The sequence below is a fragment of the Streptomyces sp. NPDC058198 genome (assembly GCF_042882605.1).
GTDB lineage: Bacteria > Actinomycetota > Actinomycetes > Streptomycetales > Streptomycetaceae > Streptomyces.
In genome coordinates, this window is the sequence record NZ_JBHVVP010000006.1 from 377,819 (window position 1) to 393,725 (window position 15,907).

Consider the following 15,907-nt stretch of genomic DNA (forward strand, 5'->3'; position numbering starts at 1 on the left):
TCTGTCAGGCACCGACACTGAAGGGTTCGAGTCCCTGCGCGCTATTGATCTTCCGGAGAAGGCAAGCAGTGGTTTCGGCCCGAAGGGAGGAGTCATCGGCGCCGGCGCGCGCCCAGTCGTGGGCCACGCGGTAGACGCAGCCCAGCGTGGAACCGTCACCCGCGCACGCGGCGACCAGTACATCAAGGCCGGGGGCGCGGTAGCGGTCGTCCTGGCATACGGTCAGCCAGCGATCGGCGTCCGGTCGCCAGCGTTCCACCGGCCATCGCCGCATGACCCCGGCCCAGCCGGAGGTGAGTGCGGCACGTACGCTCGCGGACCTGATCAAACGGGCCGCGTCGGCCAGCGCCAGAAACAGAACGGCGTCGGCCTCGCTGTGGCTGTCCGCCATTCCCGTCTCGATCCGACCGAGCAACAGGCGATAGAGCCGGCTGTCGGCGCGCGCCAGACGGAGCAGCGACTCCTGTGCCGCCCGCCCCGCCGGACCGGCCGCGCGCCTCGCCAGATGGTGCAAGCGAACCATCGCCTGGTCAGGATGGGTTTCGGCCATCACCTGCGAACACACCAGGACCAGCACTTGTTTGAGCCTCGGACTCAGCTCGGCGGTCTTGGACCATTCATAGATCTGCTGGCGGAACGATCTGCCGTGCCGATCATCGGCCAGGCCGTGCGTCAGGACCTGCGCCGCGTCAGACATCAGACGCGCGGGAGCGTTGTGCCCCGTCCACTGGGTCACCAGCCAGGACAGATCGTCAGGTCGCCCCGCACGCAGACCCTGTTCGGCGAACCGCGCGATGACACGCTCCCGCTCCTTCGGGCTGAGCCACGCCCACTCCATGCACTCCCTGACCCAGTCGCACAGCTGCCGACGCAGGTCCGGGAGATACGTCCAGAAATGGTCCCGTACGGCGCGGTCGTAGCCGACTCGGCTGAATCGGACGCGACCGGAGGACTGGGTCTCCGCGCCAATCGCTTTGAACTCAGCGGTGAGGTCGCTGTGCTCCAGCCGGGGGCGCTCATCGGGTGGGTGTTCCAGGACCTTGAGCAGAGCGGTGGTGGCGCTGAAGACCGTAGCGGGCGTGGTGTCGTGAAACATGGCCAGTGCGAGTAACAAGGCGCGGCGCCGGCCCGTGTGGAGTGTGGACAGATCGCCCGCCACCCGGGCGGTCTGATCCGTCAGCACGGCGAGGGCATCGCGCAGCCAGTGCGGAAATCCTCGTTCGGCACCCGCGGCGTCGCGCAGACGCCGGATGCGGTCGGCCAGATCGGCGACGTCACGCAGAGGGGCCTTGGCCAAGTAGGACGTGAGCTCGGGGGTGTCCAACTCGGCTGCCGCTGGGCGGATGCCGTCGCGGCGCAGATGGACGGCGAGAACTCTGCGTGCCGACGGGCGCTCGATATCCGTGGTGAGAGGCCGCAGATCGCTGCGCAGCAGATAGCCGAGACGATGCGGCAGGACCACGGTCAGGTGGGCTCCCCGTTCGATGAGCTGGTGCCGGAAGTCGGAGAGTTGACTCTGAACTTCCAGATAGCGGGTCTCCTCCGCACCTGAGAGATCGAGAAGCAGCCGGTCGCCGCTGTTGATGTCCCCACTGTCGAACGGGGATGAGGAGGAGTCGTCGTCCCGGGTATCGGGCAGCTCGTGAAAACTTCCCCCGGCTTCGGGGAGCTCATGCAGCAGCATCAGGGCGGCCGCGCGCAGACCGCTGCCCGGCTGGCCGGAGAGCAGTGCCGCATGATGCGTGTGCAGCGCCTGGCGTGCCTGCTGAAAGCGGGGCGGTGGGACAAAGCGCTGATAGAGCCGGTCGCGGTCACCCTTCGCGACGGTGCGCGGACGACTGCGTGCCTGTCCCCGTATCCGTGACGAGGCCGCTTCCAGGTAGTAGTTGTTCACCTGCGTCCCGTCACCGCTGTGCACTGCGCTCCGTGCTTCGTTGATGTAGGAACTGGGGCTCCAGGTCACCGCTCGTCGTCCTTCCGGGGGGTGCGCGGGCCGAACTCCTGACGGATCCCACCGTGATTGCTCCCGGCGACGTAGTTGGTGCCGTCCCCTGTGATCTTCGGCTGATGTACCTGATTGCCGTTCCCCGTGTGGAGAGGCCCGTGTGCCTCGTTCACGAAGGTGCCTACAGAGCCGCCGACCTGGCCGATCCCGCCGCTCTGGCTGTTGTTGTGCACGCCGCCTTCAGCGACGGCGGTGGGCGCGGTCTGCGGAGCGGGGCGACGATCCAGAGCGGCCAGCTCCGGGACCTGGCGGATGAGCCGGTCACCCAGCCGGGCCATGTCGGTGTCGATCGCACGCAGGGAGAGCCGTTCGTACTGGCATTCGGCCAGTTCAGCCAGCGACTTGGGGAGCCGGCGGGCGTCCAGCTGTTCCACCTGGTGCCCGATCATGAGCGGAACCACCAGGGTGCCGGAGGTGAGAGCTTCCTCGATCTCGCGTCGAACCCAGTCCTGCCGATTGACCAGCGCCCTTCTGCTGGGCTGATTCCGGTCAGGTACGTCGAGCCAGTCTTTGTCTATCAGCGCCAGCAGAACACAACTGCGTCGTACGCCGTCGATGAGAGCGTCCCTGTAGTTGGTGCCCGGCGCGATGGATTTCGCGGCGAGGAAGACGCTGTTCGCACCGAATCTGCCGGACAGCCGCTCGTGGCAGATGTACGCGGTTTCCTTACCGCCCTGAGTCCGGTAGTTGATGAAGATTTCATGCATGGTCAAGTCCTCTCTGAAAACCTGTGGTGCGCGCCAGTGCCGAGGAGAGATCCGGGCTGATCTCTCTCACCGAGGCGTTGCGCGGGTGACGCCTCAGCGTGCGTGCGAGTCGGCGCAGATCCGCGAAGATCGTCGCGGAGTGGGTGAGCCGCACCGAAGGAAGTACGTCCCTCGTGAGGTGACAGGCGTGGTCGATTTCCCCGGCGGCGGCATGGGCGAGGGCACGTCTGACGCCGTACCGCGCCCGCGTCCGCATCGCGTGCTCGGGGATGCGTGCGTGCTCCCGGTCGAGCACTTCGGCGGCCAGGCGTGGCCGGCCCAGGTCGTACAGGCACCAGCCGTGAAACATGGACACCACATCGGGTACGTGGGACGCGCCGAGGATGGGCGCTGCCGGGTCAGCGGCATCCTCGGCGAGCAAGTCGCGGGCCCGGTCGAGGTTGCGCATGCAGGTGTCGTACTGACCGTCGGACGCGACGCTCTGCGCGAGATGTTGTGCCGCGAGCCCCCGTATGCGGGGTGACGCTTCACTGCCAAGGGCCCGCTCGGACAGTTCGACCGCCTGTCGCACATCACCCCGGTACAGGCAGACGAGAGCGCGCCGGACCAAGGCGTAGGCGGCGAGCCCGGCGTCGTCGCCCGCTCGGGCGAGCAGTACGGCGCGGTCGGTCCACCACAGGGCCGAGCTGTCGTCTCCGGACTCCTGGGCCATCCATCCGGTGTACTCGGCATATCGGGAGGCGAGTACCAGAAGAGCCCGGCGGGAGTGCGGTCCTGTGCGCTTCGAGAGCTGCTCAAGGGTGTGTGTCTGCGCGATGAGCGGTGGGAGGACGCCGGCGGGGCCGGATGCCTGGCCGATCCGCCGGAACTGGTCGAACAACATGCGGGACGCGTCCACCACTGTCTCGGCGCCCATGCCCGCCGGGTCCTGCGTGCCGAGTCCGTCTGTTTGCATCGCGAGTACCGAAGCGGCACCGGCGGCAATGACGCTGCGGCGCCGCACCGGCTGGAACGAACTCGATCCGTCCTTGCCCAAGTGCATTGACCACACCTCACCTTCGTGACCGGAATCGGGCAGGGGGGCGTTCGCCTCCTGCCGGGGTACCAGCTCGGAGAGTGCTCCTCCGGCCGACAGCTGGACGTCGCAGAGCCGGGCCAGCTCGGTGGTAGGGGGCTTGAGGCCTCTCTCCACCTTGCTGAGCTGACCCTTGCTGTAGTGCACGAGCTTTCCCAGCTGCTCAAGAGACAGCGGCGCCGCCAAGCGCCGTCGTCGCAGTTCTCGCCCGAAGTCGTTCGTCTGATCAAGCACTTCAACCTCCGTCACTCCGCGGCCGGGCTGCCGACGAATGACGTGCATCAGCGTGCGGCAGCCGGTAATGCGGGACAAGGCGAACAGGGACGTTTCCCGTTTCCTCTTCGGGAGGGAACCCGAGCCTGCGGTGTGTGTCGAGACGGCCACAGGGCGTGATGTCCGAATCGCCACCGCGTCTGCCGCTGTCAGAGGTGTCTGGTAGGTATGAAGCTGTGAGCAGCGATGACAGGCGGTCTGAGGATCCCGGGGGTGGGGGGCCTGAGCAGCTTGCGCTTATTCGGGAGAGTGTGCGGAAGGCCACGGTGCCGCGGGCGAAGCCGCGGACGTGGCGGGGGGCCGCGTTGGCCGGGGAGTTGCCGGTTGCGCGGGTGGTGGTCAACAAGGGGGTGCTGCATCTTGATCAGTTCTTCGACTACGCCGTGCCGGAGGAGCTGGACGAGGTGGCGCAGCCGGGGGTGCGGGTGCGGGTGCGGTTCGGGGCCGGGGCGCATCAGGTGCGGGGCGGGCGGCGCGAGGGCGGGCGGCTGATCGACGGGTTCGTCGTCGAGCGGCGGGCCGATTCCGACTACTCCGGGCCGCTTGCGGCGCTCGCCGATGTGGTGTCGCCGGAGCCCGTGCTCAGCGCCGAGCTGCTCGGGCTCGCGCGGGCTGTCGCCGACCGCTATGCCGGGAGCCTCGCGGACGTCCTGCAGCTCGCGGTCCCGCCGAGGAACGCGCGCGCCGAGTCGAAGCCCTCCCCGGAGCCGCTGCCGTCGCCGGCCGCGCCGGAGGCGGGGACGTGGGAGCGGTACGTGAAGGGGGCCGCGTTCCTGGACGCGCTGGCCGGGGGTGGTGCGCCGCGGGCCGTATGGACCGCGCTGCCCGGACCCCACTGGGCGCAGGAGCTGGCGCGGGCGGTGGCGGCGACGCTGGCATCGGGCCGGGGCGCGCTCGTCGTCGTACCGGACGGGCGGGTCGCGGCGCGGGTCGACACCGCGCTCACGGCGCTGCTCGGCGAGGGCCGGCACGCGCTGCTCACGGCGGAGGCGGGGCCGGAGAAGCGGTACCGGGAGTGGCTCGCCGTACGGCGCGGTTCGGTGCGGGCGGTGGTCGGTACCCGCGCGGCCATGTTCGCGCCGGTACAGGACCTGGGACTCGTCGCCATCTGGGACGACGGGGACGGCAGCCACAGCGAACAGCACGCCCCCCAGCCGCACGCGCGCGAGGTGCTGCTGCTGCGTGCCGCCCACGACAAGTGCGGCTTCCTGCTGGGCAGTACGGGATGCACGGTCGAGGCGGCCCAGCTGGTGGAGACGGGGTGGGCGTTGCCCCTGGCGGCGGGCCGCGAGCAGGTGCGTACGGCCGCGCCGCTGGTCCGTACCGTCGGCGACGGTGAGCTGGCCCGGGACGAGGCGGCGCGCGTGGCCCGGCTGCCCAGCCTCGCCTGGCAGGCCGTCAGGGAAGGGCTGAAGACCGGTCCGGTGCTGGTGCAGGTGCCCCGGCGCGGCTATGTGCCCAAGCTGGCCTGCGAACGCTGCCGTACGCCGGCCCGGTGCCGCCACTGCGCGGGCCCGCTGGAGGCTCCGCGGGAACGTGAGCTGCACTGCGCGTGGTGCGGCCGTGATGAGCCGGGCTGGCAGTGCGTGGAGTGCGGGAACACCCGGCTGCGCGCGCAGATCGTCGGAGCGCGGCGGACGGCGGAGGAGCTGGGCCGGGCGTTCCCGGCCGTCCCGGTCCGTACCTCGGGCCGGGACCATGTGCTCGATTCCGTGCCGGGGCGCCCGGCGCTCGTGGTCAGCACCCCCGGGGCCGAGCCGGTGGCGGAGGGAGGTTACGCGGCCGCCCTGCTGCTGGACGGCTGGGCGATGCTCGGGCGGCCGGATCTGCGGGCGGGCGAGGAGGCCCTGCGGCGCTGGATGCAGGCCAGCTCCCTGGTGCGCGGGCAGAGCGAGGGCGGCACGGTGGTCGTGGTGGCCGAGCCGACACTGCGGCCGGTGCAGGCACTGGTGCGCTGGGATCCGGTGGGCCACGCGCAGCGCGAGCTGGCGGAGCGGGCCGAGCTGGGGTTCCCGCCGGTGTCACGGATGGCGGCGGTGACCGGCCGGGCGGAGGCGGTGGGCGTGTTCCTTGCGGCCGCCGAACTGCCGGGCGACGCCGAGGTGCTGGGCCCCGTACCGCTGCCGCTCACGGACCCGGGCAGACCGCGCAGACCCGGCGACCCCCCGCCGGGGGAGCGTTGGGAGCGCGCCTTGCTGCGGGTGCCACCGGGCAGTGGCGCCGCGCTGGCCGGCGCGCTGAAGGCGGCGCAGGCAGCACGGCTGGCCCGGGGCGGCGGCGATCCGGTACGGGTCAGGATCGATCCACCGGACATCGGCTGACGGCGCGGCGAACCCGGCTGTTTGCGTACCGGGCGGGGGCAGGGGGTTCCGCCCTTCGGGCTCAAGTGGCCCAAGCATGGCCCGGGGGCGGTGCGGCCGTGCGGCTGCCGGCCACACCGCCCCGTCCTTCGTCCGCACGAGCGGCGCCGGGCGGGGCCGGTGTGTGGAGCCCCGAGGCCCTCGCCGCGCGTACGGCCGGTCATCTCCCGGACAGGGCCCGGCCCCGGCCCGGCTCCTCCCAAGATCAGCCGCCACGTGGGCCGGGGAAGGCGCCCGGGCGGGTTTCCTCGCGGAGGGAGTGGGTGCTCGCGGTCGGCTGCGGGGGCATCGACCGCGCGGCGGGGACCGCGGGTACGGCGCCCGGTACGGCCTGCAAGGGCGGGCGGGGTGCGGTGGGGTCCTGCGGCGGGCGGTCCGCCTCGACCGCGGCGGGCTGCTGCTGTGCCGCGGCCCGCCGGGTGCCGTAACGGCGGTGCACCGCCTGCTTGGTGACACCCAGCGCCGAACCCACCGCGTCCCACGAGAAGCCCAGCGAGCGGTCGAAGTCCACGGCCGCGGTCACCAGGGTCTCGACGCTGTCCCTCAGCTCCTGCGCGAGACGGACGGTCGGAGCGGGGGCCCTGCCGTAGACGACGAAGCCCGTGGACGGGCCTGAGCGGCGCGGGCGGTAGACATTGCCCAGCTGGGCGGTGAGGGTGCGCAACGCGTCCACCTGCCGTCGGACCCGCTCGATGTCCCGCACCAACAGGTGCAGACTTGCCCGGGCTTGTGCGTCGTGGGTTGCGTGGTCGGCCATGAACAAGCCTCTCGAACCGGCGTTGAAAAGGATCCGGGCCGCACCGGTGCGGCCCGTGTTGGTCAATCTCCCTTGACAACGCGCCACCCGGTGTTGTGGTCACGCTGTGGGGGCGTATCCGCATATGTGCGGGGGCGCGCGGGCCGTCGTACGCCCCCCGTGGCGCGGGCCCATAGACTGGTGCGCTGCTCGATCACCGCGCGCACCGGCCCGAGATCACGCACCGGATCACGCACCGGTCCTCACCAGTCCGAGAGGCAGTCAGCCACCGATGAAGCTCGTCTTCGCCGGCACCCCCGAGGTCGCCGTACCCGCCCTGGACGCACTCATCGCCTCCGACCGGCATGACGTCGTCGCCGTCGTGACCAGGCCCGACGCGCCCGCGGGACGCGGCCGCAGGCTGGTCGCCAGCCCCGTCGCCCAGCGCGCGGAGGAGGCCGGCATCGAGGTGCTCAAGCCGGCCAAGCCGCGTGACGAGGACTTTCTCGCGCGGCTGCGGGAGATCGGTCCCGACTGCTGCCCGGTCGTCGCGTACGGCGCCCTGCTGCCCAAGGTCGCCCTCGGCGTACCGGTCCACGGCTGGGTGAATCTGCACTTCTCGCTGTTGCCGGCCTGGCGCGGCGCGGCGCCCGTCCAGCACGCGGTCATGGCGGGCGACGAGATGACCGGCGCGGCCACCTTCCAGATCGAGGAGGGACTCGACTCCGGGCCGGTGTACGGCGTGATCACCGAGCATGTACGGCCCACCGACACCAGCGGTGATCTGCTGACCCGGCTCGCCTTCGCCGGCGCCGGCCTGCTCTCCGCGACCATGGACGGGATCGAGGACGGCTCCCTCAAGCCCGTACCGCAGCCCGCCGAGGGCATCTCCCTCGCCCCCAAGATCTCCGTCGAGGACGCACAGGTGGAGTGGGCGGCGCCGGCGCTGCGCGTCGACCGCGTGGTCCGCGCATGCACACCCGCGCCCGGCGCCTGGACCGTCTTCCGCGGCGAGCGGCTCAAGCTGGTGCATCTGGGGCTGCTGCCCGGCCGTACGGAACTGGCGCCCGGGGAGCTGGCCGTCGGCAAGAACAATGTCTACGCGGGCACCGGTTCGCACGACGTCGAGCTGCTCTGGGTCCAGCCGCAGGGCAAGAAGCCGATGCGCGCCGCCGACTGGGCGCGCGGAGTGCGGATCGCCCCGGGCGAACGGCTCGGCGCGGCGCACGTAGGCTGAGAGGGTTCGACTCTTCTCACCGCGGAGCACCTTTGAACGAGCAGGCCCATCGCCGTCCCCCCAAGCCGTACCGCCGCCCCAAGAAGGATCCCGTGCGGATCCTCGCCTTCGAGGCGCTCAGGGCCGTCGACGAGCGGGACGCGTACGCGAACCTCGTCCTGCCCCCGCTGCTGAAGAAGGCCCGCGAGGACAGCGCCTTCGAGGCGCGGGACGCCGCGCTCGCCACCGAGCTGGTGTACGGGACGCTGCGCCGCCAGGGCACGTACGACGCGATCATCTCGGCGTGCATCGACCGCCCGCTGCGCGAGGTCGACCCGCCGGTGCTGGATGTGCTCGCGCTCGGCGCGCACCAGCTGCTCGGGACGCGGATCCCGACCCACGCGGCGGTCTCCGCGAGTGTGGAGCTGGCCCGGGTGGTGCTCGGCGACGGCCGCGCCAGGTTCGTCAACGCCGTGCTGCGGAAGATCGCGCAGGACGATCTGGACACCTGGCTGGAGCGGGTCGCTCCGCCGTACGACGAGGACGCCGAGGACCATCTCGCGGTCGTCCACTCGCATCCCCGCTGGGTGGTCTCCGCCCTCTGGGACGCGCTGGGCGGCGGCCGCGCCGGTATCGAGGATCTCCTCGAAGCCGACAACGAACGGCCCGAGGTGACGCTGGTCGCCCGTCCTGGCCGCTCGACCACCGATGAGCTGATGGAGGTGCTGGGCGAGGACTCCGGGATGCCGGGCCGCTGGTCGCCCTATGCCGTACGGCTCACCGAGGGCGGCGAACCGGGCGCGCTCGACGCCGTACGCGACGGGCGGGCCGGTGTCCAGGACGAGGGCAGTCAGCTGGTCGCGGTCGCCGTCGCCAACGCACCGGTGGACGGCTCCGACGCCCGCTGGCTCGACGGCTGCGCGGGGCCCGGCGGCAAGGCGGCGCTGATGGCCGCGCTGGCCGCCGAACGCGGCGCGTTCCTGCTCGCCGCGGAGAAGCAGCCGCACCGGGCGCGGCTCGTCGAACGCGCGCTCGCCGGGAACCCCGGCCCGTACCAGGTGATCACTGCGGACGGTACCCGGCCGCCGTGGGTTCCCGGCTCCTTCGACCGCGTCCTGGTCGATGTCCCCTGCTCGGGCCTCGGCGCGCTGCGGCGCAGGCCGGAGGCGCGCTGGCGACGGCGCGCGGAGGACCTGGAGGGTTTCGCCCCCCTCCAGCGCGCCCTGCTGCGCGAGGCGTTCGGCGCGGTACGGGTCGGCGGCGTCGTCGGGTACGCGACCTGCTCCCCGCATCTCGCCGAGACCCGGGTGGTCGTGGAGGACGTCCTCAAGGGGCGCGGCGGCCCCGCCGTCGAGGCGGAATGGATCGACGCCAGGCCGCTGATGCCGGGCGTACCGGCGCTGGGGGACGGCCCGGACGTCCAGCTGTGGCCGCATCTGCACGGCACGGACGCCATGTACCTGGCCCTGCTGCGCCGTACCGCCTGAGAAGCGCCGACCGACCGACGGCCGTGGCGAGCAGCACGGGGTACGGCCGACGGCCGCGTGCCGCCGGCCTCGCTGAAACGCGAGGATTGCGCGGACTGTGCCGTTCCCGTCCGGCACCGGCTCGTACAGAGGTCCGTATCCAGGCCCGGAAGAGGTCGGGAACACGTCCGGAGCATGGCAGGCTTGGCACATGGCCCAGATCAACCCCAGCATCCTGTCCGCCGACTTCTCCCGACTCGCCGAGGAGGCGAAGGCCGTCCAAGGCGCCGACTGGCTCCATGTCGATGTCATGGACAACCACTTCGTGCCCAATCTGACCCTGGGCGTGCCCGTGGTCGAAGCGCTCGGCCGGGCGACGGACATCCCGCTGGACTGCCATCTGATGATCGAGGAACCCGATCGCTGGGCCCCGCAGTTCGTCGAGGCGGGCGCCGGTTCCGTGACCTTCCACGCGGAGGCCGCGGCCGCCCCCGTACGGCTGGCGCGCGAGATCCGAGCCAAGGGCGCCAGGGCGTCCATGGCGCTGAAGCCCGCGACGCCCATCGAGCCGTACGAGGATCTGCTCCCCGAGCTCGACATGCTGCTGATCATGACGGTGGAGCCGGGCTTCGGTGGCCAGGCATTCCTGGACATCATGCTGCCCAAGATCCGACGCACCCGGGAGCTGATCTCCAAGCACGGCCTCGAGCTGTGGCTCCAGGTCGACGGCGGGGTCTCGGCCGCCACCATCGAGCGGTGCGCCGAGGCCGGCGCCGATGTCTTCGTCGCGGGATCCGCGGTGTACGGGACGGACGATCCGGCGGCGGCGGTGCGGATGCTGCGCAACCAGGCGACCGAGGCGACCGCCTCCGCCCCCTGGGCGTGCGGCCACTGACACGGCCCCCGAGCCGGTCACCACACGGCCCCGGAACCGGTCGCTGAACCGACCCCGGGCCGGCCACCGAGCCACAGGAACATGAACGGGCCCATCAGGGCTGATCGAGGACCGTTGCATCTGACAGGATGAACAGCGAGTCCAGAGTGTGAACAGCAGTGAGGAGATCGCGGTGTCTGGTATGTCGGCAGGTCGGCCAGCCCTGCGGATGGGACCCGCGGAACTGGTGCAGGCGGCGGCCATGGCACGCCGCTTCTACCTGGAGGGCAAGTCCAAGATCCAGATCGCCGAGGAGTTCGGCGTCAGCCGCTTCAAGGTGGCCCGGGTCCTGGAGACGGCTCTCGAACGTGATCTTGTACGGATCGAGATCCGCGTCCCCGCCGAACTGGACGCGGAGCGCTCCGACGCTCTGCGCGCCCGCTACGGCCTGCGCCACGCGGTGGTCGTCGAGTCGCCCGCGGAGGGCGCGGACGAGTCGCCCGACCCGGAGAATCTGGGCGAGGTCGCCGCCGATCTGCTCGGTGAGCTGGTGGTCGAGGGCGATGTGCTGGGGCTGGCCTGGGGCCGGTCCACCATCCATATGGCGGCCGCGCTCGACCGGCTGCCGCCTTGTACGGTCGTCCAGCTCACCGGTGTGTACGACGCGGGGACCGCCGAGCGCGGCTCGGTCGAGGCGGTACGGCGTGCCGCCCAGGTGTCCGGGGGGGAGGCACACCCCATCTACGCCCCGATGCTGCTGCCCGACCCGGCGACCGCCGCCGCGCTGCGCAGCCAGACCGGTATCGCGCGCGCCTTCGAGTACTTCGACAAGGTCACCGTCGCGGCCGTCTCCATCGGTTCGTGGGAGCCGGGCATCTCCACGGTGCACGACATGCTCACCGACGAGGAGAGGGCCCACTACGCCTCGCTCGGCGTCGCCGCCGAGATGTCCGCGCATCTCTTCGACGCCGACGGCCGTCGCGTCGGCCGCGATCTGGGCGAGCGGTGCATCACGGTCGAGGCCGACCGGCTGCGCCGTATCCCGGAGGTCGTGGCCATCGCGGGCGGGCTGCGCAAGGCAGTGGCGATCGGCGCCGTCCTGCGCTCGGGCCTGGTGACCAGCCTGGTCACCGACACCGCGGCGGCGGACTTCCTGCTCACCGAGTTCACGCCCGCGCCACGGCCCGCGCTGGAGCGGTCCGACCCGGACGGGGAATGACCCGGTCGGGGAATGACCCGTTCGGGGAATGGCCCGGACGGGGAGCGTCCCGCCCGGCCGTTTGGCGGCGGGACCGCCGGGGCAGCCATGGGAGCATCGCACCAGGACACCCCTCCTGAACTGGACGTTTATCCCCGGTGGGGTACGCGGTCCGGCATGGGAGAATGAAGTACGTGCGCTTTCCCCGGCTCCACCGACCGGGGTCCGACTCCGATCGACTGGGATGTTCAGCACGTGCGTTTCCTCAATGACTTGCAGCCGCCGTACGACCTGACGTACGACGACGTCTTCATGGTGCCGAGCCGTTCGGCCGTGGGCTCCCGCCAGGCCGTGGACCTCTCCTCGCCGGACGGCACCGGGACCACCATCCCCCTGGTCGTCGCCAACATGACCGCCATCGCCGGCCGCCGGATGGCCGAGACCGTCGCCCGGCGCGGTGGCCTCGTCGTCATCCCGCAGGACATCCCGATCGAGGTCGTCACCGACGTCATCTCCTGGGTCAAGACGCGCCATCTCGTGCTCGACACCCCGATCGTCCTGGCCCCGGCCCAGACCGTCGGCGACGCGCTGTCGCTGCTGCCCAAGCGGGCGCATGGCGCGGGTGTCGTGGTGGACGAGGAGGAGCGGCCCGTCGGGATCGTCACCGATCACGATCTGACCGGCGTCGACCGCTTCACCCAGCTGTCCGAGGTCATGTCCAAGGACTTGCTGCTGATCGCCGCGGACATGGACCCGCGCGAGGCGTTCACCACCCTCGACAACGCCAACCGCAAGCTCGCGCCTGCCATCGACGCCGACGGCAGGCTGGTCGGCATCCTCACCAGGAAGGGCGCGCTGCGCGCGACCCTCTACACGCCCGCCACCGACGCCCGGGGCAAGCTGCGGATCGCCGCCGCCGTCGGCATCAACGGCGATGTCGCGGGCAAGGCCAAGCAGCTCCTCGACGCGGGCGTCGACACACTCGTCGTCGACACGGCGCACGGCCACCAGGAGTCGATGATCGCCGCCATCAGGGCCGTACGGGCGCTCAGCCCGGAGGTGCCGATCGTGGCGGGCAACATCGTCGGCGCGGAGGGCGTACGCGATCTGATCGAGGCCGGCGCGGACATCATCAAGGTCGGTGTCGGGCCCGGCGCGATGTGCACCACCCGCATGATGACCGGCGTGGGCCGGCCGCAGTTCTCGGCCGTGCGGGAATGCGCCGCCGAGGCGGGGAAGTTCGGCAAGCACGTGTGGGCCGACGGCGGAGTCCGGCACCCGCGCGATGTCGCCATGGCGCTCGCCGCGGGCGCCTCCAATGTCATGATCGGCTCCTGGTTCGCCGGTACGTACGAGTCCCCGGGCGACCTTCAGGAGGCCGCCGACGGACGGCTGTACAAGGAGTCGTTCGGCATGGCCTCCGCGCGCGCCGTACGGAACCGTACGAGCGAGGAGTCGGCGTACGACCGGGCCCGCAAGGGGCTGTTCGAGGAGGGCATCTCGACATCGCGGATGTTCCTCGACCCGTCGCGTCCCGGCGTCGAGGATCTGATCGACTCGATCATCGCGGGGGTGCGCTCCTCCTGCACCTACGCCGGTGCGAACTCCCTGGAGGAGTTCGCGGAGAAGGCGATCGTCGGCGTCCAGAGCGCCGCCGGCTACGCCGAGGGCAAGCCGCTGCACGCCAGTTGGAGCTAGTGCTGTGGCCGGAAAGGTTTGCCGGGGGCTCGCGGCGGCCGGTGCGGTACATCGCAAGGCGGAGGATCGCGCTCGTACTGGACGTACTTGCGCGACTCCGACAACGCGGCGAGGTGCCGTGCCGGGCGTCGCGAGCCGGTGAACCTTTCCGGTCACAGCACTAGAGCTCCTCCCGGCTACCCTGCGGCATATCTCAATCTGGAATCAACAGGCATGAGTGCGTCAGGACGGGGTATCCGGGTCCTGCACTGATCACGGAGCAGGGGAGGACGAAGTGTCCATCGCGAGCACGGTCCCGACCGAACGTACGCGGTACGGAATCCGGTGGCGGGCCGACGCGGCCGAGCTGGACCTTCCGTACGTGGAGAGCCCCGGGGATGTGGCACCCAAGGACGCACGGGAAATCTCGAAGCTCTTCTTCGTCCGGCTGACCCAGCTGGACGAAGGCACACACGAGTACCAGTACGTGCGCAACACGCTGATCGAGCTGAATGTCGCGCTGGTCCGCTACGCGGCCACGCGCTTCCGGAACCGCGCGGACCAGATGGAGGACATCGTCCAGGTCGGCACCATCGGCCTGATCAAGGCGATCGACCGCTTCGAACTCAGCCGCGAGGTGGAGTTCGCGACCTTCGCCGTCCCGTACATCGTCGGCGAGATCAAGCGGTTCTTCCGGGACACCAGCTGGGCCGTGCACGTACCGCGCCGGCTCCAGGAGCTGCGGATCGACCTGGCCAAGGCGACCGACGAGCTGTCCCAGTGCCTCGACCGCGCGCCGACCACGGCCGAACTGGCCGGGCATCTCGGTCTGGACGAGGACGAGATCATCGAGGGGATCGTCGCGAGCAACGGCTACACGGCCGGCTCGATCGACATGCCGACCGACGACGCGGCGGAAGCCTCCGCCCCGCTCTCCGACCGGCTCGGCGCGCCCGACGCGGGTCTGGAGACGGCGGAGAACGTCCAGGCGCTCAAGCCGCTCATCGAGGAACTCGACGAGCGGGAGCGACAGATCCTGCGGATGCGCTTCGGCGACGAGATGACCCAGTCGGAGATCGGCGCCGAACTGGGCGTCTCTCAGATGCATGTGTCCCGGCTGCTGTCGCGGATCACCGGACGGCTGCGCGAAGGGCTGCTGGTGGTGGAGTAGGGCGGGGAGTACGGCGTACGGAGGGGGCGGCCCGCGTCTGGGGGCCGCCCCCTCCGTACGGCGTACCCCTTCAGCAGACCGGGGCGGGGACCGTGACCGCCGACCGGTGCCAGACCGCCTTCACCCGCTTGCCGTCCGGCAGCGGCGTGATCTCGACATGACCCGCGAGCCTCAGCACCATGTGCCAGCCGAATCCGCCGCCGCCCGCGAAGTCGGGCCGGCGGGCGACCGGCGGCAGTGGACTGGAGTCGTCCATCTCCACCGTCAAGGTCTCGTCCGCCGCGGTGAGATGGAGCCGCCACCACCCCGAGGTGTGCCGGATGGCGTTCGTGGCGAGTTCCGAGACGACCAGCAGCACCGCGTCCAGGTCGGCCCAGGGACAGTGCTGCTTCAGGAATTCGGCGGCTGTTCCCCGGGCCGCCGCACTGTCCCGGTGCGGCGAGTCCACAACCACCACATGGGGCTCGGTACTCATCACAGGCCCGCCTACCCCATTATCCGACTTCCACCGCCACCCGGGTGGTCAGGCTCGTGTTCTACTTCCGTTACGGCCCCCCGCCGCCCCCGGACCCGCCGCCCCGAGCGGCCACCGCAGAGAAGTGAACCACCAGCAGTGCGACTCAACGATCTCGACGAACGCATCGTCCACGCCCTCGCCGAGGACGCCCGCCGCTCCTATGCCGACATCGGCTCGCTCGTCGGCCTGTCCGCGCCCGCCGTGAAGCGGCGTGTCGACCGGCTGCGCGCCGAGGGAGCGATCACCGGCTTCACGGTACGGGTGGACCCGGCGGCGCTCGGCTGGGAGACCGAGGGATTCATCGAGATCTACTGCAGCCGCAGAACCTCGCCCGAGGCCATTCAGCGCGGTCTGGAGCGCTATCCGGAGGTCGTGTCCGCGTCCACCGTCACCGGAGACGCGGACGCGCTCGTCCAGGTCTTCGCCGCGGACATGCGCCACTTCGAGCAGGTACTGGAACGGATCGCGGGCGAGCCCTACGTGGAGCGCACGAAGTCGGTGCTCGTGCTGTCGCCCCTGTTCAGGCGCTACTCCTCGGGCTCGCCCGGCTAGGCCCTGTCCGACCTAGGACCAGCCCGGGGGGCGCGTCCTGGGTACGGGATGCCCCGCCGCCCCGGCGCCCGCACGGGACC

Annotated in this window: 13 protein-coding genes; 8 read left to right on the forward strand and 5 right to left on the reverse strand. The window is 71.1% G+C overall.

Features of this window, described 5'->3' with window-relative positions; translation table 11 throughout:
- Window positions 1–4: 4 nt before the first annotated feature.
- The 3 genes from ACFVWW_RS22945 to ACFVWW_RS22955 are packed head-to-tail and all read right to left on the reverse strand — an operon-like array spanning window position 5 to window position 4,021.
- Window positions 5–1,963 (reverse strand): ABC transporter substrate-binding protein, encoded by a 1,959-nt coding sequence (locus tag ACFVWW_RS22945; RefSeq protein ID WP_386878794.1) that lies wholly within the window; start codon window positions 1,961–1,963, stop codon window positions 5–7.
- Window positions 1,960–2,712, reverse strand: coding sequence for a TIR domain-containing protein (locus tag ACFVWW_RS22950; protein WP_386878795.1), 753 nt, complete (start codon window positions 2,710–2,712; stop codon window positions 1,960–1,962). The genes ACFVWW_RS22945 and ACFVWW_RS22950 overlap by 4 nt, the downstream gene beginning before the upstream one ends.
- Entirely contained in the window at window positions 2,705–4,021 is a 1,317-nt protein-coding gene (locus tag ACFVWW_RS22955) for a helix-turn-helix domain-containing protein (RefSeq protein ID WP_386878796.1), read from the reverse strand. Before ACFVWW_RS22955 ends, ACFVWW_RS22950 begins: the two co-directional genes overlap by 8 nt.
- Before the next feature lie 215 nt (window positions 4,022–4,236).
- Between ACFVWW_RS22955 and ACFVWW_RS22960 the strand changes: the two genes are divergently transcribed.
- Complete coding sequence (locus ACFVWW_RS22960) at window positions 4,237–6,381, forward strand: primosomal protein N' (RefSeq protein ID WP_386878797.1); 2,145 nt, start codon at window positions 4,237–4,239, stop codon at window positions 6,379–6,381.
- Between the two features lie 244 nt (window positions 6,382–6,625).
- On the opposite strand, the gene ACFVWW_RS22965 is transcribed toward ACFVWW_RS22960, so the two are convergent.
- Window positions 6,626–7,177, reverse strand: a complete 552-nt coding sequence (locus tag ACFVWW_RS22965) for a hypothetical protein (RefSeq protein WP_384330242.1) — start codon at window positions 7,175–7,177, stop codon at window positions 6,626–6,628.
- A 271-nt stretch (window positions 7,178–7,448) separates the two neighbouring features.
- Between ACFVWW_RS22965 and fmt the strand changes: the two genes are divergently transcribed.
- From fmt to ACFVWW_RS22995, 6 genes are all read left to right on the forward strand, one after another.
- Window positions 7,449–8,393, forward strand: a complete 945-nt coding sequence (fmt, locus tag ACFVWW_RS22970; RefSeq protein WP_384193281.1) for a methionyl-tRNA formyltransferase — start codon at window positions 7,449–7,451, stop codon at window positions 8,391–8,393.
- 32 nt (window positions 8,394–8,425) lie between these two features.
- On the forward strand, window positions 8,426–9,859 hold the full coding sequence (locus tag ACFVWW_RS22975; RefSeq protein ID WP_386878798.1) for an RsmB/NOP family class I SAM-dependent RNA methyltransferase: 1,434 nt from the start codon (window positions 8,426–8,428) through the stop codon (window positions 9,857–9,859).
- A gap of 190 nt (window positions 9,860–10,049) precedes the next feature.
- A complete protein-coding gene (rpe, locus tag ACFVWW_RS22980; protein ID WP_384193287.1) occupies window positions 10,050–10,733 on the forward strand; it encodes a ribulose-phosphate 3-epimerase in 684 nt (227 codons plus the stop codon).
- Window positions 10,734–10,881: 148 nt separating this feature from the next.
- Window positions 10,882–11,931, forward strand: a complete 1,050-nt coding sequence (locus ACFVWW_RS22985; RefSeq protein ID WP_384193289.1) for a sugar-binding transcriptional regulator — start codon at window positions 10,882–10,884, stop codon at window positions 11,929–11,931.
- A gap of 213 nt (window positions 11,932–12,144) precedes the next feature.
- Complete coding sequence (locus tag ACFVWW_RS22990) at window positions 12,145–13,608, forward strand: GuaB1 family IMP dehydrogenase-related protein (protein WP_384193294.1); 1,464 nt, start codon at window positions 12,145–12,147, stop codon at window positions 13,606–13,608.
- Window positions 13,609–13,882: 274 nt separating this feature from the next.
- Complete coding sequence (locus ACFVWW_RS22995; RefSeq protein WP_384330247.1) at window positions 13,883–14,758, forward strand: RNA polymerase sigma factor SigF; 876 nt, start codon at window positions 13,883–13,885, stop codon at window positions 14,756–14,758.
- Window positions 14,759–14,828: 70 nt separating this feature from the next.
- Here ACFVWW_RS22995 and ACFVWW_RS23000 read toward each other — a convergent pair whose 3' ends face one another.
- Window positions 14,829–15,233, reverse strand: coding sequence for an ATP-binding protein (locus tag ACFVWW_RS23000; RefSeq protein ID WP_386878799.1), 405 nt, complete (start codon window positions 15,231–15,233; stop codon window positions 14,829–14,831).
- A gap of 138 nt (window positions 15,234–15,371) precedes the next feature.
- On the opposite strand from ACFVWW_RS23000, the gene ACFVWW_RS23005 reads away from it, so the two are divergent.
- On the forward strand, window positions 15,372–15,827 hold the full coding sequence (locus tag ACFVWW_RS23005) for an Lrp/AsnC family transcriptional regulator (protein WP_384188678.1): 456 nt from the start codon (window positions 15,372–15,374) through the stop codon (window positions 15,825–15,827).
- Window positions 15,828–15,907 lie beyond the last annotated feature (80 nt).